This window comes from Arthrobacter sp. zg-Y895 (assembly GCF_020731025.1).
Lineage (GTDB): Bacteria > Actinomycetota > Actinomycetes > Actinomycetales > Micrococcaceae > Arthrobacter_B.
In genome coordinates, this window is the sequence record NZ_JAJFZY010000011.1 from 1 (window position 1) to 19,127 (window position 19,127).

Below are 19,127 nucleotides of genomic sequence, written 5' to 3' on the forward strand. Positions count from 1 at the left end.
TCGGCGAGCAGATCCAGGCGCAGATCCTTACGGCTTTCCAGGAACGCCCGATCGCTGCCGGGAAACTGGTCCTGCAACCCAGTCCCCACACCTTGGTAGGGATGGAAACGAACGTTTACGTCGAGGCCGCGGAGCAGGTCTTTGAAATGGTGCTGCTGGACCAGACGGTCCGGATTGTCGCTACCCCCACCGAATTCGAACTGACCTACGGGGACGGCACGGTTTACGGGCCTACCAGTGTCCCGGGGGCGCCGTTGGCCCAGGACCGGTGGGGCGAGCAGACCCAGACCAGCCACAAATACGATGCCAGCGGTGACTACCAGGTGGGTGCGACGGTGCATTTCTCCGGAACCTATTCCGTGAACGGCGGGCCGATGATTCCCATCGACGGCCGGGCCGCGGTGTCCTCCGCATCCCAGACCCTGAGCGTCTGGCGGGCGGAACCCCGCAGCGTGGCCGACAACTGCCTGGTGAACCCCAACGGCGTCGGATGCTGAAGTGAAGTCCTGCCGGGTTGGTGTGGACCGTGCCCTGGGTCGGGGGATTCGGGATTCCTCTGGTGCCCTGTGGATAAGTCGCTAGGCTCGGCAACGGCCTGATTACTATGGCCGAACCGACTGCTTGATCCTTTGTCTCGCGGCCCACCCAGCCTTGGGGGTTTTCGAATGCGTAGAACTGAAATGCTCCGTCCTGCTGTGCGGGTGAAGCTCCTGGCTGCTGTCGTCCCGTTGCTGTTCCTGACCGCGTGCTCGGGTGCGTCGGGGGATCCCGGCGATTCCGGAGCAGGGGAGTCGCCTTCAAACCCGGCTTCCACGGCTTCGGAAACGCCGACGCCGACGCCCACTCCCAGGGCCAAGTACAAGCCTGCGTCTGCTGAGGGGCCTGCGGAGAATGTCCCTTTGCCGGTGATGCCGGAGGAGGCGAAGGTTCAGTCGAAGGAAGGGCTTGAGGCCTTTGCCCGGTATTGGTACGAGGCAGCGAATTACGGGTACGAGACCGGCGATGTGGGGCCGGTCCAGGCGATTAGCAGTCCGGATTGCACTGCTTGCCTCAACTACTACGACGTAGTGGACCAAGGGTTTGTTGGTGAAGACTGGATCGCCCAGGGGCAAATTGACGTGCAGGACGCCCTTTCTGAGTTTGTCCTGACGCCACAGGGCCGCTATCAAGTAGTGGTTATGCTCCAGCAGGAAGACATGGAGTTCTATAGCCCGAGCGGTATACAAAGTGTTGACGATGGCGATGCGGGTTCGGCTGCGCAGCTCTTTGAAGCGGGGTTCGTCGAGGGGCAATGGACTTTGTTCTTCATCGACACTATGCAAACCAATGTGCCATGAGGACGAAAAGGGAACATTTCTACCAAGGAATGGCCGTAGCTGTTCTGGTGCTTCCCATGGTTGGAAATGGAGGCGGGTCCGCCGGTGAGGGTTCCTTCGTTGGAGGAAGCAAGGTGGGCGGTTCTGCCGTCTATCGTCAAGATCCTGCCAGCGGGATGTGGACTTCCATGCCTGTAGGTATACCGGATGACCCGTTCGGATACCGCTTCGAACCGGTCTGTTTTGACGACCTCGCAGGAAACGTCGAATGCCTCGCAGCTAACCAAGCTGCCTGCACGGCTGGCGATGACGGGAGGTTGGTGTTTTGGTACCGAGGGTTAAAGGATCGTGATCCCAGCCTGTGGGAAAAGGTCAGCGAGACCCCGTCCTGCATCTACTCCGAAGAACCGGTCGATATCGGCGAGCAGATCCAGGCGCAGATCCTTACGGCTTTCCAGGAACGCCCGATCGCTGCCGGGAAACTGGTCCTGCAACCCAGTCCCCACACCTTGGTAGGGATGGAAACGAACGTTTACGTCGAGGCCGCGGAGCAGGTCTTTGAAATGGTGCTGCTGGACCAGACGGTCCGGATTGTCGCTACCCCCACCGAATTCGAACTGACCTACGGGGACGGCACGGTTTACGGACCCACCAGTGTCCCGGGGGCGCCGTTGGCCCAGGACCGGTGGGGCGACCAGACCCAGACCAGCCACAAATACGATGCCAGCGGCAACTACCAAGTGGGTGCGACGGTGCATTTCTCCGGAACCTATTCCGTGAACGGCGGGCCGATGATTCCCATCGACGGCCGGGCCGCGGTGTCCTCCGCATCCCAGACCCTGAGCGTCTGGCGCGCGGAAACCCGCAGCGTGGCCGACAACTGCCTGGTGAACCCCAACGGCGTCGGATGCTAGCCCGGCACACACACAGCGTGGTATGAGCCTGCGAGCTACGGGTTCAAGCAGGCGAAGCCGGGCTCGTGGAGCGACAAGCAGCCCGGAGTGTGACAGCGATCAGCCGGTACCGGCCGGGCAGAGCGGTGCGGCACATAGTCGGGCTCTTCCTGCCTCTCCATACCGAGCAGTCTGCCCCGGAGGGCCGCGAATCGCGTGAGTTCCGGGCGCCGGGCCCGGAAATCCTTCGATTTGTCGGAATCCCCACGGTTTGTGACAATTCCTGCGCCGCGCAGCGCGGGGATCCGGACAAAGTGCGGGGATTCGGACAAACCGCAGGGTGGATCCGGACAAGGTGCGGGGATTCGGACAAACCGCAGGGTGGATCCGGACAAAGTGGGGGGATTCGGACAAACCGCAGGGCGGATTCGGACAAGTGCGGGGATCCGGACAAACCGCAGGGGGCTCCGGACAAGGTGCGGGGCTCCGGACAAACCGCAGCGGGGATCCGGACAAGGATGGCGAAGTGGAAGTCGTCACCACCGCGACCATGAGGTACGTGCATGGTGGACCCAACACATGACAGCTGCTAGACCGATTCCGGCCTCGGCACCGCAAAAAGTGTCCGGGGATCCTGCAGCACCGCAGGGTAGGAGAACGCTGACCGGGAAATCTCCCCGTTCAGCTTCACCTGCCGCACCGCCGTATCGTTCGTGAGCTCGACGGGCCCGGCACGGCCAAGAAGCAGCCGGGTCCGGTCAGCCGGAGAAAGAACAGCCACCTGGTCGCCGTCGTCCATATCCTCCAGCAACCGAACCAGCTGCCGGCCCTTCTTGCCGGTGATCGGAGTGCCCTTGGCGGAAAGCATCGGCAGGACGACGGCGGCAGCATCGCCGTCGGGCACTGCACGCACCACCCACAGCGCTTCGCCGGGAGCAGGGTCAACAGGATCCGGAACATCGGCAGGGGAGGGCCATACATAAGGCAAACCGGCATCGGTGTCCGGAAACAGCGGCCCGTAGACGTCCGGAGACTTCTCGATGAGGTTGGAGCGATGGCTGCGGTGCAGCTCCTCGTCGCCTATCCAGGCGGGAAGGTCGACGTCGGCCTCCGAAGCTTCCGCAGCCTCCGGAGCGAACTCCAGGATCTGTTCCCGGACGGTATCGGCATGGCCGCGGGCAATCCACTCATCCGTCATCGCCAGCCCGTAGGCGGTGAGCGCGGGCACGAAGCCCTTCCACATCAGCAGGGCGGGGTGGCGCTGCCAGCCGTAATCGGGAACCACCAACCCGCGCAATAACTGCAGGGTTTCCACCCGCTGCTTGCCAAGTCGCGCCTGGTCCAGGACGGCGGCGCTGCGGGCGAAGCCCGGATACGGAAGGAAGGTCTGCACGGGCCTAGTCTGTCACTGCCCGCCGGTGCCGAACTGCCGGACCATGATCAGGTCACGGAAAGTATGGGTTCCCACCTGGAAGGACCGGCGCCCGAAGGTCTGGAACCCGGATTTGCGGTAAAAGGACTGGGCCCGCACATTACGGTTGTTCACGCCCAGCCACATGGACCGGGCACCCGCCGACTCAGCCGCCCGGGCAGCAGCTTCGACCAGCTGCCCGGCAAGACCGCTTCCGTGCATAGCCGGATCCAGGTAGAACTTGCTCAGCTCGGCCGAGGGCAGCACCGCCCGCCCCGACTCCAGGGCCTCCACGACATCCGGATCGGACGGTGGCACCAGCACCAGCAGGCAATAACCGGTTAGCCGGCCCTCCGTCCGGGCGACCAGCACACGGTAGGTCTCGTCCGTGAGATAACCGGCGAAGCGCTCCGCGGAAAGATTCGCCGCGATAAACGCCGCGCTGTCCTCCGGGGTTACCTCAGGCGGGCAGGCCAGCGGAAAGGTCACGGCAGCCAGGTCGGCAAGCCCGGGAACATCTTCAAGCGTTGCGGATGAAATGGAAGCTTGCACCCTTCCAGCATAGGCACGCGGAACGCCGGACAAGCCCGGCGCGTAACCCGCCCCGTAACCTGGCAGGATCCTGGATCAGTACCGCGCGTAGAGCTCGCCCACCTGCAGCGCGGTATCCACGGTGTTGTCCGGACCCGGAAGCGGGCAAGCCCATGCCTCGTCATACGCGCAGGAGGGGTTGTAAAGGAAGTTGAAATCCAGGATCAGGCTGCCGGGAAGATTCCCCGATCCGAGGTTCGCACCCTTGATCGTGTCCAGCAGGTACCGTCCCCCTCCGTAGCTGCCGCCGTCGACGCCGGACGTCGCATCGCGCACGGGAATGAAGATCCCGCCGCCGTAGGAGTCCAGATGCCAGACCGCCAGGCTGCCTACGCCGTCGGCGGTGACCGTGCCGAGCCGGGTGAACGGCACCACGCCGTCCGTCCCCGTAGCGACCTCCATCTTCTCGCCGGCGCCGGCGTCGTCAATTACCGCCTCGAACCGGAACGCCGGATCGTAGCGGGCCGTCCGCAGCCCGCGGAAGCGGCGGCGTGTGTCTTCGGGAAGGGGCGACGCCGGGTGGGTGCCGAAGAGCCGGTCCCGTCCGGTGGCCCACAAGGCATGGGAGTGCGACGCCGACATGCCGTCGGCGGCTCGCCTCGCCTGCTCGTAAAGGGCGAACATGTTACGACGCCAATCGGCGGTGTCAAGGGCTGTGACGGGAGATACCATGCGTCCAGCGTAGTGTGTTCGAGTGACTACCGGACTCCTCATAGTGGTGCTCGTCGCCATCTTCATCGGCGCGATCGCCCAGCGGATCGCCGGCCTGGGCTTTGCGCTCCTGATTTCCCCCTTCCTGGTGATCATCCTCGGCTCCCACGGGGGAGTGCTGATGGTGAACATCTGCGGACTGGTCTCTTCGCTGCTGATCATGTCCCGCGTCTGGCGGGACGTGGACTGGTCCATGTACCGCTGGTTGGCCGTCCCCGCGGTGATTGCCAGCGTGCCGGCATCAGCGGCCGCGGTTTACCTTCCCGCCGCACCGCTGGCCGTGACGGTGGGCGCCGTCGTCCTCGTGGCGCTGAGCATCTCACTGCTCCTGCAACGCACCTCCGTGGTGCTGACCGGCAACGTCCCGAAAGCCGTGGCCGGTTTCGCTTCCGGGATCACGAACGCGATGGCCGGCGTCGGCGGTCCCGCCGTAAGCGTGTACGCGTTGCTGGCCCGTTGGCCGCAACGTCCGTTCGCAGCCACGCTGCAGCCGTTCTTCGTCACCACGGCCATGGTCACCCTGACGTCCAAGCTACTGCTGGATCCGGGACAGATACCGCCGTTCCAGCCCTGGGCGTGGGCCTTGATCGGGCTCATGATTGTGGGCGGGATCTACGTCGGCGAGAAACTGCAGCGCTACATCCGCGATGACCAGGCTCGGCTGGCCGTGATCATTATTGCGTTTATCGGTGCGGCAGCGGCACTGGTCAAGGGCCTGGCCGACCTCTAGGGCACCGCCGGAGTTACCCGACTCACGCCGGCGCCTCAACGGGCTGTGCAGGGCCGGATGGCACGATAGAAACGATGAAAATTTTATTGCGGCCGAAGAAGCCGGGTGTGCCGCCCATGCCACTCTGGTTGCAGGGGACCTTCGAACTGGGCCAGGCCGCGGTGCTTTCCGCCCTGCTGGTCCTCCTGCCGCTCATCGGCGTGTGGTTTGCCAACGGGTTTACGGATCGGGACTTCACCTCCCTGGCCCGCCTGGGCGGCCAGGCCTGGCTGCTGATCCACGGCGTGCCGATGTCGCTGAGCTTCCCCGCCGGTGAACTGGGAGAGGCGCCCGCCTCCGGGCTGCTCTCCTTCTTTCCGCTGGGACTGACCCTGATTCCGTTCTTCCTGTCCTGGCGGGCCGGCCGACGGCTTGCCCGGGCCTCCTATACGGACCAGCTTTGGCAAGCACTGCTGGGCGCACTGGGCACCTATGCGCTGATCGGTGCCGCGGCGGCGTACTTCTGCAGTACCGAGGGCGTGCGGATTTCGGTAACTGCCGGCGCACTGGTGCCGCTGATCGCCGCAGGTGCCGGGCTCATTGTGGGTGCCCGCATGGAGGCCGGTTCCTGGGTGCGGTTGATCGGCATGGACCTGACCGATTGGATTGCGCGCACCAGCCAGCATTCCCGCTGGGCGGGTTCATACATGTGGGCCGCGCTGCGCGCCGGCGCGGTAGGCACGCTCGCTGCGCTGGGGCTGTCCGCCGTGCTGCTCGTGGTGGCCCTGGCAATGAACTGGGCCGAGATCGCGTCCGTCTACGAACGGCTCGACGCCGGTGCGCTGGGCGGGGCGGTGCTCACCGTGGTGGAACTGGGGCTGATGCCGAACTTCGTGGTCTGGACGCTGGGCTGGGCGTCGGGCGCAGGCTTCTCGCTCGGAACTGGAAGCATGATCAGTCCGCTGGAAACCACCGTCGGTCCGCTGCCGGCACTGCCGGTGCTGGCGGCCCTGCCCGTGGGAAACATGGAATACGGCTACGCGGCACTGCTGATCCCGGTGACGGCCGGGATCCTGGCGGGCTGGTGGTTCCTCCGGGAAGGCGAAAACCACTTCGACGAGTGGCTTTCCATCAAGATCCGCGCCCGCTGGTTCACCGCACCCGTTTCCACGCTTGTACTCGGGGTGATTGTCGGTCTGGTGTCCGGAGTCCTGGCCGCCGGCGCTGCCTGGCTGGCCCTCGGCTCCCTCGGCATCGGACGCTTCGTCAGCCTCGGACCGGATCCGTTGTGCCTGGGGCTGTGGGTGGCCGCGGAAGTAGGGATCGGCGTCGTCATTGGTTACGCAGTAGGGCCGTGGCTCGAGCGTGAACCCAAGCCGGACGCCTAGCGGATCTGCTGGAACGGCAGGTATTCCGCCTCGCAGGCTTCCACGCCATCGAGGGTGAGGGCGGAGCGCATGCAGGATTCGTAGGTTACGGTCTCATCCCAAAGCAAGGCCATTCCGGCCAGCCCCAAAGTAGTGAGGGCCGTGATGACCAGGCCCAGCGACACCAGTACCGGCATCAGCGGCCCCATCCGGCGCCTCGCCAGCTTGACCACGGCGATGATCCCCACCACCAGTGCGGCGATCCCCAGCGCAAGCGGGATCAGCTTCCACGGCAGCACCAGGTTGCTGCTCAGCAGTGTGGCGAACATCAGGAGCCAGAACACTCGCACATACTGAATCGCGTTGCGCTTTTGCTCGTCTGAAGGCGCGGGATGGCGGCTGTCGGGCGCGGGCAGGGTCTTGGTCTGGTGCTGGGTGCCGTCGGTCATGGGTTTAAGCGTAGGGGACGCCGCGTCCTATGGTGGACGCATGCGCATCGTAGTCCTCGTGTCCGGCACCGGATCCAACCTCCAAGCGGTGCTGGACGCCGTCCGTGACGGCAGGCTTGACGTGGAGATTGCCGCCGTCGGCTCCGACAGGCCCGGAACCTACGGAGTCCAGCGCGCCGCCGACGCCGGCTACCCGACCTTCGTGGTCCCCTTCCGGGACTTCCCGGTGCGGGCGGACTGGAACCGGGCACTCACGGAGAAGGTTGCCTCCTATAAGCCGGATCTGGTCCTCTCCTCCGGATTCATGCGGATTGTGGACGAGCATTTCATCGACACCTTCGAGGGACGCTACCTCAACACCCACCCGGCGTTGCTGCCGTCCTTCCCCGGGGCGCACGGGGTCCGTGACGCACTTGCCTATGGTGTGAAGGTCACCGGCTGCACGGTTCACCTGGCCGACGCCGGCGTCGACACCGGGCCGATCCTCGCCCAGGCCGCCGTCGAAGTGCTCGACGGCGACACTGAGGAAACGCTGCACGAACGCATCAAGGTGCAGGAACGGCGGCTGCTGATTGAAACGCTGGATCGGATCAGCCGCGAAGGCCTGCCGGCGCTGTAACCACCGGCTAGTCCAGGGCCGCACCCTTTGTCTCGGGTGCGAACCGGGCCATCCACAGTACGGCCATGAGGACCAGGACACCGGCCAGGGCGAAGGACATCGGTAGTCCCAGGTAGGGCCAGAGCACCGACACGAAGATCAGCGGGCCGAACCCGGCGCCGATCCGGGAAACGGTGGATGCCCAGCCGAAACCGCTGCCGCGCAGATTGGTGGGGTAGAGCTCCGACACGTAGGCGTAGAGCACGGGGATGGCTACCTGCACCACAAACCCGTACACCAGCAGCAAGACCGTGGCGGCAGCGGGGACGTCCACCACCAGGGCGACCACCACCAGGATGGCAGCCGAAAGCGGACCGGTGATCGCCAGGATCCATTTCCGGCCGACCTTTTCCACGAGCAGCGCCGCCACGATGACGCCCAACAGGCCGACGGCGGCCATCCCCGAGGTGGTCAGGAACGCGCGGTGTTCGGCGAACCCGGCATCCACGAGGATTTTCGGCATCCACTGCAGGGCCAGGTAATAGACCAGAAGGATGGTCAGGAACAGGGACCAGGCGGCAATGGTGGTCTTGGCGCTGAACCGCCAGAGATCCGTGAGCTGGGTGCCGACGGTGCGCAGGGACAGCTTCTCGGGGGCCTGCGGTTCGGGCAGATGCCATTCGGTCTGCGTCCCGCCGGTGCGGCGGACCAGATCATCGATGACCGCGGAAGCTTCCTCCGTGCGGCCCTTCCGGACCAGATAAAGCGGAGACTCCGGAACCGAGCGCCGCACCCAGAAGACCAGGAATGCGGGGATCACCATGATCAGCATGGTGTAGCGCCAATCCGCGAAAGTGGCCATGATGGCCGCTGAGGTGACACCGCACAGCGCTGCGCCGACGGGCCACCAGCCGTCCATACCGGTCAGCACCCTTCCCCGCTGTTTCTTCGGAGTGAACTCACCCACCAGGGCATAGTCCACCGGAACGCAGCCGCCCAGCCCGAAACCGGCCATGAAACGGAAGATGCAGAACCAGACAATGTCCGGGGAGAAGGCTCCCAGCACCGTAAAGATCGAGAACACCAGCAGCGTGGCGGAAAATGCCCGTTTCCGGCCGATCGCGTCGGCAATGGAACCCCAGACGAAGGCACCGATCGCCATGCCGAGCAGGTTGGCTGTTCCAATCCAGGCGGCCTGAGCCGGGACCAGATCCCATTCCTTGGAGAGGAGAGGAATCAGGACGCCGTTCAGCGTTACATCCCAGGCATCGAACATAAAGCCGAGGCCGCCGATGAGGAAGATTTTGCCCTGAACCTTCCACCGCCAGGGCAGGTTCTGGACCACCTGGTCTCCGGTGGGCAGGGCGTTGGTGACGGACATGTGGTTCGGGGCCTTTCGGAGGGGAGGTGCGCGGGTTCGGGGAGAACACTACCGCGGCGGAGCCACTACATGTGGATAAAACCGAAGGGACTCGCGCGGGCACGGCTGCGGCCCTCTGGGGAATGTGGCTGCCGAGCCGCTTGGAATCCGGCCCCCTGCACTTGACCCGGCCACTGGAAAACGGGTCCGAGACGGGTTGTTACACGGAGTCCGGGGACCGAAACGAAGCGAAGGCATAAACTTCTCGTGGGCCGCACGGCCTGCGCACCGATCATCGACCACTTGGAGTGTCAGTTGTGAGCAATCCCGTCCTTGACCGTGTTCCCATCCGCCGGGCCCTGATCTCGGTCTACAACAAGACGGGCCTGACGGAACTCGCGCAGGGCCTTGCGGCAGCCGGCGTCAGCATCGTCTCCACCGGTTCCACCGCAAAGCAGATTGCCGCAGCGGGCGTAGAGGTCACTGAGGTCGCGGAAGTCACCGGCTTCAAGGAATGCCTGGACGGACGCGTCAAGACGCTTCACCCGCGGGTCCATGCCGGAATCCTCGCCGACCGCCGCCGCGAGGACCACATTGCCCAGCTGGAGGAAATGGAGATTGAACCCTTCGACCTCGTGGTGGTGAACCTCTACCCGTTCGTGGAGACCGTCCGCTCCGGCGCCGGCCAGGACGAAGTGGTGGAACAGATCGACATCGGCGGCCCCTCCATGGTCCGCGCCGCGGCGAAAAACCACCCCTCGGTGGCTGTGGTGGTGGACCCCAACAAGTACTCCGACGTTGTCACCGCGGCAGCCGAAGGCGGATTCGCCTTGGCGGAACGACGCCGGCTGGCCGCCGAAGCTTTCGCGCACACCGCTGCCTATGACACCGCCGTTGCCACCTGGACGGCAGAGCAGTTCGGCGACGGCACCGAAGACGGCACCAAATGGCCGGCCTACACCGGGCTTTCCCTGGAACGGGCCGAAGTGCTGCGTTACGGGGAAAACCCGCACCAGGACGCCGCGCTTTACGTGGACAAGGGTGCCGAACCCGGCGTCGCCCAGGCCGACCAGCTGCACGGCAAGGCCATGTCCTACAACAACTACGTGGACGCCGACGCCGCCCTGCGCGCAGCCTTCGACTTCACGGAACCGGCCGTCGCCGTCGTCAAGCATGCCAACCCGTGCGGCATTGCCGTGGCCTCGCCCGGCGCCGCGGACCCTATCGCGGAAGCGCACGCCAAGGCCCATGCCTGCGATCCCGTCTCGGCCTTCGGCGGAGTCATTGCCGCCAACCGCACGGTCACGGCCGGCATGGCCCGGTCCGTGAAGGAGATTTTCACGGAGGTGGTGATCGCCCCTGACTTCGAGCCGGAAGCCGTGGAGATCCTCTCGGCGAAAAAGAACATCCGCCTCCTGACGCTGCCGGACGGCTACGGGCGCAACAACACCGAATTCCGGCAGGTATCCGGGGGCGTCCTGGTGCAGAAGGCGGACCGGCTGCAGGCCGAGGGTGATGACCCCGCAAACTGGACGCTTGCAGCTGGCGAGGCCGCTGACGAATCGACGCTGGCCGATCTGGCCTTCGCATGGTCCGCCGTGCGTGCAGCCAAGTCCAATGCCATCCTCCTGGCGAAGGACGGCGCTTCGGTGGGCGTGGGCATGGGGCAGGTCAACCGGGTGGATTCCTGCCGGCTCGCCGTCGAACGTGCCAATACACTCGGCGGTCCCGGTGAGGAACGGGCCCTCGGCTCGGTAGCCGCTTCCGACGCGTTCTTCCCCTTTGCGGACGGCCTGCAGATCCTGGCCGACGCCGGTGTCCGCGCGGTGGTGCAGCCGGGCGGATCGGTCCGGGACAACGAAGTGATTGAAGCCGCGGCGGCTGCCGGCATCACCATGTACTTCACGGGTGCGCGCCACTTCTTCCACTGAAGTATGCCTGGAACGGCAAGGCAGTGCAGGTAATGCGCCGCCTTGCTGTTTAGGGCGCGGATAGTGGGCTGTGGCATAGTTGAACTCAAATAAAAGCCAAAAAGACGGGTTCCGTCATGCCACAAGACATGCTCCGGTGCCCACCAACACACAAGGAGATCGTGTGGCTGAGAAAATTAAGGTTGTGGGCTCTGTAGTAGAGCTCGACGGCGACGAGATGACCCGCATCATCTGGCAGTTCATCAAGGATCGCCTGATCAACCCGTACCTCGACGTAGACCTGAAGTACTACGACCTCTCCATCCAGAACCGCGACGCGACTGATGACCAGGTGACGATCGACGCTGCCAACGCGATCAAGGAACACGGCGTAGGCGTCAAGTGCGCCACGATCACCCCCGACGAAGCACGCGTCGAGGAATTCGGCCTGAAGAAGATGTGGGTCTCCCCGAACGGGACCATCCGCAACATCCTGGGCGGCGTGGTCTTCCGCGAACCGATCATCATCTCCAACATCCCGCGCCTGGTCCCGGGCTGGAACAAGCCGATCATCATCGGCCGCCACGCGCACGGCGACCAGTACAAGGCCACGAACTTCAAGGTTCCCGGTGCCGGTACCCTGACGCTGACCTACACGCCTGCCGACGGCAGCGAAGAAATCAAGCAGCAGGTTGTTACATACAACGAAGATGGCGGCGTCGCCATGGGTATGTACAACTTCAACGATTCCATCAAGGACTTCGCACGCGCTTCCTTCGCCTACGGCCTGCAGCGCAACTACCCGGTGTACCTCTCCACCAAGAACACGATCCTGAAGGCCTATGACGGCCAGTTCAAGGACCTGTTCCAGGAAGTCTTCGACGCCGAGTTCAAGGACCAGTTCGAAGCAGCCGGCCTCACTTACGAGCACCGCCTGATCGATGACATGGTTGCCTCCGCGATGAAGTGGGAAGGCGGCTACGTCTGGGCCTGCAAGAACTACGACGGCGACGTCCAGTCCGACACAGTGGCACAGGGCTTCGGCTCGCTGGGCCTCATGACCTCCGTGCTGATGACCCCGGACGGCCAGACCGTCGAGGCCGAAGCTGCACACGGTACGGTTACCCGCCACTACCGCCAGCACCAGCAGGGCAAGCCCACCTCCACGAACCCGATCGCCTCGATCTTCGCGTGGACCCGTGGCCTGATGCACCGCGGCAAGCTGGACAACACCCCCGAGGTCATCAACTTCGCCGAGACCCTTGAAGACGTTGTCATCAAGACGGTCGAATCCGGCAAGATGACCAAGGATCTGGCACTGCTGGTCGGCCCGGACCAGGCCTACCTGACCACGGAAGAGTTCCTCGCCGCTCTGGACGAGAACCTCAAGGCCCGCCTGGGCGCCGAGGTTGCAGCCTAAGCATTACTGCACCAACGACGACGGCGCGCTGCCCCTTTATGGGGGCGGCGCCCCGTCGTCGTTTCCCTCCTTGTTAAGCACGCGCGTAACAACTAGCGCAGCCGCACGGGCGGTGCCACCATGTGGGGATGCCGAACTCCACCACTGCGCAGCCCGCCGCGAAGAGCGCCGAAGAGCGAAGCGCCCGCATTGCGGTAACCGTGTTCCCGCTGCTGATTGTTGCCGGGGGAGCGGTGGCCCTGTTCTTCCCGCAGACGTTCACCGGCCTGTCCGGCTACATCAACCCCGGGCTGATGCTCATTATGTTCGGGATGGGCCTGACCCTGACCCTGCCGGATTTCGCGCTGGTTCTCCGGCAGCCGCTGCCCGTCCTGCTCGGAGTGGTGGCGCAGTACCTGATTATGCCGCTGCTTGGTTTCGGTATCGCCTGGGCCCTGCAGCTCAGCCCCGAACTCGCGGCCGGCGTGATCCTGGTGGGCTGTGCACCCGGCGGCACGGCGTCGAACGTGGTGACGTACCTGGCCCGCGGCAATGTAGCCCTTTCCGTCGCCATGACGTCGGTTTCCACACTCCTTGCGCCGCTGCTGACCCCGCTCCTCGCGCTCTGGCTCGCCGGCCGGTACATGGCAGTGGACGCCGGGTCGATGGCATGGTCCATTGTCCAGATTGTGTTGATCCCGGTGGTGCTGGGCCTGGCGATCCGGTATCTGGCACCCCGGGCGGTGGACCGGGTCCTGCCCGTCCTGCCCTGGATATCGGTGCTGGCCATTACCTTCGTGGTTATTGCCGTGGTGTCCGGCAGCGCCGAAGCCATCTTTACCGCGGGCTGGATGATCCTGCTGGCGGTGGTGCTGCACAACGGCCTGGGACTTGGGCTGGGTTACGGCGCAGCGAAACTGTTCCGGCAGCCGATTCCCTCGCGCCGGACCATGGCCATTGAAGTGGGTATGCAGAACTCCGGACTCGCGGCGGGACTTGCGAGGCAGTACTTCGCCCCCGAAGCCGCCCTGCCTGCAGCGGTCTTCTCGGTCTGGCACAACGTCAGCGGTGCCGTGATGGCAGCCATCTGGCAGCGGCGCCCCACCAGCTGACTGTCTGGCCTGTTAGGCCCACCGCAGCTGACCGAACGCCCGTGGCGCGGCGCAGGCCCCGGACCTGCTGTCCGGGGCCTGCGCCGGTTGTGCCGGCCGTTCTGCGGCTAGATGCCCGCGCCCCGATCGCCGGACGACGACTGCCCGCCCGAACCGGATGATCCGGAACCGGATGACCCCGAACCGCCGCTGCTCTGGCCGAACGAGCCCGGTGAGCCGGAACCGCCGGAACCCGAGCCGCCGCTGGACGAGACCGAAGCAGGCTCCGATGAAGACTGCCCGGAAATGGTGTGGCCGTCCTTGTAGGTGGCCGCCACCTCGATCTTGCGCGGCTTCGACCGTTCGCTCACCGGAATGAAGACGCTCAGCACCCCGTTCTCGTACTTCGCGGAGATCGAGTCAATATCAATGCCCTGCCCAAGATTCAGCTGGCGCAGGAAGGTCCCGCTTTCCCGTTCGCGGGTCAGCCAGGTAACCCCCTCGGTGGTGTGGATGGTCCGCTCGGCCCTGATGGTCAGCAACTGGCCGTCAACGTCCACGTCCACTGAGCCGGGGTCGATCCCCGGCAGGTCCGCGTTGAGGATGTAGTGGTCGCCCTCGCGGTAGAGATCGATCGGCATCAGCCGCAACCGCTGCCGGGGATCGAGAAGGGCGCCTGCCATCCGGTCAAGCTCACGGAAAGGATCAAACTTCATCGCCATTGTCATCAACTCCTGTTGCGCCGGTACCCGCCGGGCACCGGCGGTTGGAATGCCGTTGTTGGAAAAGGGTCGATAAAGGTTGAGTCGTCCTGACTCAACGATGGAATTTACGCTAGCACTCGACACTTTTGAGTGCTAGGTTCGCGGCCGATTTTGCCGGCAGGCGCCCGGTTATCGCACAGTCAGCCGAGCGGCCAGGGCTCAGTCAGCCGAGTGGCCAGGAATGGACGGCCGCATTGGTGTGCATGTTCTCCCAGTAGAGCCGGGAGAGCTCAGCCAGGGCCGCCGGCCGCGGCATCCCGGCGTCCTCGAGGCGGCGCAGCGTGGCGATCTGCCAAGCCGCACCGTTCTGCTCCGTGCGGGCACGTTCGGCCACCACGGTCAGGTATCGGTCGATCAGGGAAGAATCCACTTTCAGTTCCCTCAGGCCCTCGGCGGCCTGCGGAATCAGGTGGCGCACAATCAGTTCGGCCACCGGAATCTCGCCGATGCCCGGCCAGTAGACGGCTGCCTCCAGTCCGTGCCGGGCGCAGGCCAGGAAGTTGTCCGACGCCGTCTTGAAGGCAATGCGGCTCCACAGCGGCCGGTCAGCTGTGCGGATGTACTCCACGAGCCCATAGTAGAACGCGGCGTTGGCGACCACGTCCAGGACGGACGGGCCGGCCGGCAGCACGCGGTTCTCCAGGCGCAGGTTGGGTGTGCCGCTGCCGGGGTCGTAGATCGGCCGGTTCCAGCGGTAGACCGTGCCGTTGTGCAGACGCAGTTCCGGCAGCAGCGGGGCACCGAAAGGGGTGGCTTCGGTTCCGTTGCCGGACAACTCCGGAAGCAGGGCCGGGAAGTAGCGGACATTCTCTTCGAAGAGATCGAAGATCGAGGTAATCCACCTTTCCCCGAACCAGACACGGGGGCGTACGCCTTGGTTGCGCATTTCCGGCGGCCGGGTGTCTATGGCCTGTTTGAAGAGTTCAATCCGGGTCTCGTGCCACAGCACGTGTTCCATGAAGATGGGCGAATTGGCGGCAAGGGCAACCTGCGGGCCGGCGATCATCTGCGCCGCGTTCCAGGCGGGGGCAAACTGTTCGGGTGAGACTTCCAGATGCAGCTGGACCGAAGTGCACGCAGCCTCCGGCGCGATGTTCTGTGCGTAGAAGGACAACGGCTCCGGGCCTGACAGATCGAGGAGGACGTCTTCTCCCCGGGCCTGGAGGACTGACGTGTTCAGGGCGGCATAACGCTGCCCGCTGCTGAGCCAGTCCCATCCGTCCATGAAGCGGGGGGTCAGGGTGGGGAGGATGCCCACCATCATGATGTCTGCCGCTTCCTGAGCGGCCCGCTCATCGGCACGGTTGAGCTGTGCCCGGAGGCTGTCCTCGAGCTCCTTCAACCCGAACTGTGCCACCGACATTGCGGGGTGGTTCATCTCGATGTTGAAGGCGCCGATTTCGGTCTGGAAGGCCGGATCGGCGATTCGCTCAAGGACAGCCGTGTTGCGGAGGGCTGGGGAGAAATCGCGGTTGGTCAGGTTCAGCTCCAGTTCCAGGCCAATGCTGGCCGTGTCCGCAAACTGCGCGGTGGAAAGGAAGTGAGCGAAGTGGTCCAGGTTTTCCAGCAAACGCTGCCGGTAAGCCGTGCGCTGCGCCCGGCTGAAGGTCCTGCTCGTAACTTCTGCGCCCATTGCCCGTTACTTCTTTTTCAGGCCCTTGAGGACATTGGCCGGCCGTTGCATTTCTCCGTGTTGGGCGCCCATCACAATCACCGCCCCCGAAAGCATGGGGATGCTCCATTGCAGGACCTTCAGCTGGCGCTGGGCCGACTTCAGTTCTTTGGATGCGCCCTCGCGGGGTTCCGTAGCCCCTTGGCTGCCCTGCTCCGAGAGCTTTCCTACCTTGCCGCCCAAGATGCCTGAATAGAGGGTGACTACCGCAGCGAGGGCCGTTACGGCGGCCTTGTAGGCGGTGAGGGAGCCAACCCCCTCCTGCTTGGAGACCCGGGTTTTGTTGTCGCCGATGAGTGCGAGTCCGGCCAGGAAGTGCAATCCGATTGCTCCGGCCTGCACGGGGGCCCACTTCTTCCAGCCAAGGGCGGACAGCCGGGTTCTTTCAGTGGGATCCTTGGCCTCCGCAGTTGCTCCGTTAAGTCCGACGGCGCCCATCAGGGAACCGCCGAACCAAGCCGCCGCTGTGAGGTCATGGACAGATCGTGCTACTAGGTTTGCAGCCAATGTGATGCTCCTGTGCGTTGGGGACTGCCCTGCCGGATTATTCGGCAGGGAACGGGGTCCGCGGGCTCTTCTGATCGGTGCAAAAAGAAAACCACGCACAGAATCCAATAGCAAGGGCACTTACAATCCTAACACGCTACACATTCGTAACTAAGTGTGCTTATTATCTTGGTACGGACCATCCGATCTTGATCAGCAGTTGCTATGACGAAAGAGAGCGATGATGACAGAGAACTTCACTCCGCGCGACGGAAGCCATGCAGCATCCCCGGCCGGAGGCACGAACGACGACTCCACGGCCGCAGCGAAGGCCGATGCGGCCAAGCAGCAGGCAGGTGACATCGCCCAGCAGGCCAAGGGTAACGCCGCTCAGGTAGCGGACACCGCCAAGTCTGAAGCAGCGGGTGTTGCCTCCGAGGTAAAGACCAACGCCAAGGACCTGTTTACCCAGGCCCGTTCCGATCTCACCGAGCAGGCAGGTACCCAGCAGCAGAAGGTGGCTGAAGGCCTTCGCTCGATGGCAGATGAACTGCACTCCATGGCTCAGTCCGGCCAGTCCGGGGTAGCCGCCGATCTCGTCGGTCAGGCAGCCAGCCGTGCGTCGTCGGCCGCCACGTGGCTCGACGGCCGCGATCCCGGATCCCTGCTGGACGAAGTCAAGGGCTTTGCCCGCCAGCGCCCGGTCGCCTTCCTCGCCATCGCAGCCGGAGCCGGTTTCCTGGCAGGCCGCCTCAACAAGGGCCTCAGCGCAGGCCTCCCGACGCAGGGCACGTCCGGATCCGCCGGCCAGCACGTGGGGCCGCCCGTTCCGCCCGTGACGCCTGTCCCGCAGGCACCGGCGGCACAGCCCACGGTCGGAACCGCCGGAACCAATGATCCGTTCGGCACCGAACCGGTCCGCCAGCCGGGTACGGGTCCTGCCTCGGCCCAGACTCTTCCGCCCACCCCCTCCACCGGCGTTCCGGCAGCTGATCCCTACAGCGGTGGTCGGCACTGATGAGTACCGAAATCCCTCCCACACCCGCGCAGGCTAAGGCTGAATCTACGTCCCTGGGCGATTTGCTCGGCCAGGTGACGCAGGATATGTCCACCCTCATGCGTCAGGAAGTGGAGCTGGCGAAGGTCGAACTGAAGCAGTCCGCAACCCGCGCAGGAACGGGTGCCGGAATGTTCGCCGGAGCGGCCGTCGCAGGGTACTTCGTACTCCTCTTCCTCTCGGTCGCCCTGTGGTACGCACTGGGCACGACGGCTATCGGCTTCGGCTGGTCAGCAGTGATCGTGGCGGTTATCTGGGGCATCGTCGCTGCCGTCCTCGCCTCCCGCGGACGCACGGAAATGAAGAAGATCAAGGGCATGCCGCAGACGTCAGAGACGCTGCAGGAGATCCCCCAGACTATGAAACCAAGCGAGGAAACACGATGAGTGAAAACCCGGATGAGATCCGCGCCGACATCGAAGCAACCCGCCGGCGCCTAGGCACCAACGTGGACGCCGTGGCGGACAAGGTAACTCCTTCCCACATCGTTCAGCGCCAGACGGACAAGATGAAGGACAAAGTATTCGGAGTGAAGGACAAGGTGATGGGTGTGGCCGATTCAGTAGGTAACAGCGCAGGCAATACCGGCAGCAACATCGGCGGCAGTGTTTCCGATATGGGCAGCAGTGTTTCGGACGGCATGTCTGCCGCCGGCTCCGCTGTCCAGGGTGCACCGGCGAAGCTCGCGGGCCAGACGCAGGGCAACCCCATCGCCGCAGGCCTGATTGCCTTCGGCGCCGGCCTGCTGGCGGCAACGCTGATCCCCGCCAGCGACAAGGAGCGCGTCGCTGCTGACAACATCAAGACAGCCGCGCAGCCGATGACCGAGGAACTGGCCGGAGCAGCCAAGGAAATGGCCGAGGGCCTCAAGGAACCGGCTCAGGAAGCGGTTGAGAACATCAAGGCCACTGCCACGGACGCCGCGCAGAACGTGAAGTCCGAAGGCCAGGCAGCCGCCTCGGACGTCAAGGAATCCGCTTCCGAAGCGCCGCAGAACGTGAAGAACGCCTAGCAGGCACCAAACCGCAGCGCGCGGCCACTCAGCAAAGGAGTACCTGATGCAGATCGACAAGCAGCAGATTATCGAATTTCTGAAGAATCGCGGCGACAGCTCGAAGGCAGGTCAGGCGGAGTCCGACCTGCCGGAGAAGGTGGATACCGAGCGCGACTCGGGTCTGCTGGACAAACTGGGTATAAATCCCAAGGACCTGCTCGGGAAACTTCCGGGCGGCCTGGGCGGTCTGGGCGGCTAGCGCAGCACTGAAAACGACGACGGCGGGGGCGCCCCCGCCAAAGGGGGGGGCCCGCCCGCGGGGTTTTTTTGGGTCTAACCCCCGGGGGGG

The 19,127-nt window shown here is 64.6% G+C and carries 19 protein-coding genes and 2 pseudogenes; 13 read left to right on the top strand and 8 right to left on the bottom strand.

Features of this window, described 5'->3' with window-relative positions:
• From LJ760_RS15270 to LJ760_RS15280, 3 genes and pseudogenes are all read left to right on the top strand, one after another.
• Positions 1–497 (top strand): annotated as a pseudogene (locus LJ760_RS15270) (hypothetical protein); the annotation flags it as partial.
• A gap of 168 nt (positions 498–665) precedes the next feature.
• Positions 666–1,337, top strand: coding sequence for a DUF6318 family protein (locus LJ760_RS15275; RefSeq protein WP_227924185.1), 672 nt, complete (start codon positions 666–668; stop codon positions 1,335–1,337).
• A 167-nt stretch (positions 1,338–1,504) separates the two neighbouring features.
• Positions 1,505–2,230: a hypothetical protein gene (locus tag LJ760_RS15280; protein ID WP_227924186.1), complete on the top strand. Its 726-nt coding sequence runs from the start codon at positions 1,505–1,507 to the stop codon at positions 2,228–2,230.
• Positions 2,231–2,798: 568 nt separating this feature from the next.
• Here LJ760_RS15280 and LJ760_RS15285 read toward each other — a convergent pair.
• The 3 genes from LJ760_RS15285 to LJ760_RS15295 form a co-directional block, all read right to left on the bottom strand.
• Complete coding sequence (locus LJ760_RS15285) at positions 2,799–3,602, bottom strand: MSMEG_6728 family protein (protein ID WP_227924187.1); 804 nt, start codon at positions 3,600–3,602, stop codon at positions 2,799–2,801.
• Positions 3,603–3,614: 12 nt separating this feature from the next.
• Positions 3,615–4,172, bottom strand: a complete 558-nt coding sequence (locus LJ760_RS15290; protein WP_227924188.1) for a GNAT family N-acetyltransferase — start codon at positions 4,170–4,172, stop codon at positions 3,615–3,617.
• Between the two features lie 75 nt (positions 4,173–4,247).
• Positions 4,248–4,883, bottom strand: a complete 636-nt coding sequence (locus LJ760_RS15295) for a DUF1684 domain-containing protein (RefSeq protein ID WP_227924189.1) — start codon at positions 4,881–4,883, stop codon at positions 4,248–4,250.
• 22 nt (positions 4,884–4,905) lie between these two features.
• Here LJ760_RS15295 and LJ760_RS15300 point away from each other — a divergent pair, with 22 nt between their 5' ends.
• A complete protein-coding gene (locus LJ760_RS15300; RefSeq protein ID WP_227924190.1) occupies positions 4,906–5,652 on the top strand; it encodes a TSUP family transporter in 747 nt (248 codons plus the stop codon).
• Between the two features lie 116 nt (positions 5,653–5,768).
• On the top strand, positions 5,769–7,019 hold the full coding sequence (locus tag LJ760_RS15305; protein WP_227924191.1) for a cell division protein PerM: 1,251 nt from the start codon (positions 5,769–5,771) through the stop codon (positions 7,017–7,019).
• Here the strand turns inward: LJ760_RS15305 and LJ760_RS15310 are convergent.
• Positions 7,016–7,447 (bottom strand): hypothetical protein, encoded by a 432-nt coding sequence (locus LJ760_RS15310; RefSeq protein WP_227924192.1) that lies wholly within the window; start codon positions 7,445–7,447, stop codon positions 7,016–7,018. The two genes, LJ760_RS15305 and LJ760_RS15310, sit on opposite strands and share 4 nt — an antisense overlap.
• A gap of 40 nt (positions 7,448–7,487) precedes the next feature.
• Between LJ760_RS15310 and purN the strand changes: the two genes are divergently transcribed.
• The gene (gene purN / locus LJ760_RS15315; RefSeq protein ID WP_227924193.1) at positions 7,488–8,066 is read left to right on the top strand and encodes a phosphoribosylglycinamide formyltransferase; all 579 of its coding nucleotides are present in this window, start codon (positions 7,488–7,490) and stop codon (positions 8,064–8,066) included.
• A gap of 7 nt (positions 8,067–8,073) precedes the next feature.
• Here purN and LJ760_RS15320 read toward each other — a convergent pair whose 3' ends face one another.
• On the bottom strand, positions 8,074–9,426 hold the full coding sequence (locus LJ760_RS15320; RefSeq protein WP_227924194.1) for an MFS transporter: 1,353 nt from the start codon (positions 9,424–9,426) through the stop codon (positions 8,074–8,076).
• A gap of 296 nt (positions 9,427–9,722) precedes the next feature.
• On the opposite strand from LJ760_RS15320, the gene purH reads away from it, so the two are divergent.
• From purH to LJ760_RS15335, 3 genes are all read left to right on the top strand, one after another.
• Positions 9,723–11,336: a bifunctional phosphoribosylaminoimidazolecarboxamide formyltransferase/IMP cyclohydrolase gene (gene purH / locus LJ760_RS15325; protein ID WP_227924195.1), complete on the top strand. Its 1,614-nt coding sequence runs from the start codon at positions 9,723–9,725 to the stop codon at positions 11,334–11,336.
• 163 nt (positions 11,337–11,499) lie between these two features.
• Positions 11,500–12,735 (top strand): NADP-dependent isocitrate dehydrogenase, encoded by a 1,236-nt coding sequence (locus tag LJ760_RS15330; RefSeq protein ID WP_227924196.1) that lies wholly within the window; start codon positions 11,500–11,502, stop codon positions 12,733–12,735.
• 128 nt (positions 12,736–12,863) lie between these two features.
• Positions 12,864–13,826 carry a bile acid:sodium symporter family protein gene (locus LJ760_RS15335; protein ID WP_227924197.1) on the top strand — a complete coding sequence of 321 codons (963 nt, stop codon included), beginning with the start codon at positions 12,864–12,866 and terminating at the stop codon, positions 13,824–13,826.
• A 308-nt stretch (positions 13,827–14,134) separates the two neighbouring features.
• Here LJ760_RS15335 and LJ760_RS15340 read toward each other — a convergent pair.
• The 3 genes and pseudogenes from LJ760_RS15340 to LJ760_RS15350 form a co-directional block, all read right to left on the bottom strand.
• Positions 14,135–14,527, bottom strand: a pseudogene (locus tag LJ760_RS15340) (Hsp20/alpha crystallin family protein); the annotation flags it as partial.
• Between the two features lie 205 nt (positions 14,528–14,732).
• Positions 14,733–16,202 (bottom strand): glutamate--cysteine ligase, encoded by a 1,470-nt coding sequence (locus LJ760_RS15345; RefSeq protein WP_227924198.1) that lies wholly within the window; start codon positions 16,200–16,202, stop codon positions 14,733–14,735.
• Between the two features lie 6 nt (positions 16,203–16,208).
• Positions 16,209–16,748, bottom strand: coding sequence for a hypothetical protein (locus tag LJ760_RS15350; RefSeq protein WP_227924199.1), 540 nt, complete (start codon positions 16,746–16,748; stop codon positions 16,209–16,211).
• A 223-nt stretch (positions 16,749–16,971) separates the two neighbouring features.
• On the opposite strand from LJ760_RS15350, the gene LJ760_RS15355 reads away from it, so the two are divergent.
• Genes LJ760_RS15355 through LJ760_RS15370 form a run of 4 tightly spaced genes read left to right on the top strand, consistent with a single transcriptional unit; the run spans position 16,972 to position 19,037 of the window.
• On the top strand, positions 16,972–17,745 hold the full coding sequence (locus LJ760_RS15355; protein ID WP_227924200.1) for a hypothetical protein: 774 nt from the start codon (positions 16,972–16,974) through the stop codon (positions 17,743–17,745).
• A complete protein-coding gene (locus tag LJ760_RS15360) occupies positions 17,745–18,170 on the top strand; it encodes a phage holin family protein (protein WP_227924201.1) in 426 nt (141 codons plus the stop codon). The genes LJ760_RS15355 and LJ760_RS15360 overlap by 1 nt, the downstream gene beginning before the upstream one ends.
• Positions 18,167–18,796 carry a DUF3618 domain-containing protein gene (locus LJ760_RS15365; RefSeq protein ID WP_227924202.1) on the top strand — a complete coding sequence of 210 codons (630 nt, stop codon included), beginning with the start codon at positions 18,167–18,169 and terminating at the stop codon, positions 18,794–18,796. The genes LJ760_RS15360 and LJ760_RS15365 overlap by 4 nt, the downstream gene beginning before the upstream one ends.
• Before the next feature lie 46 nt (positions 18,797–18,842).
• A complete protein-coding gene (locus tag LJ760_RS15370) occupies positions 18,843–19,037 on the top strand; it encodes a hypothetical protein (RefSeq protein WP_227924203.1) in 195 nt (64 codons plus the stop codon).
• Positions 19,038–19,127: the final 90 nt, after the last annotated feature.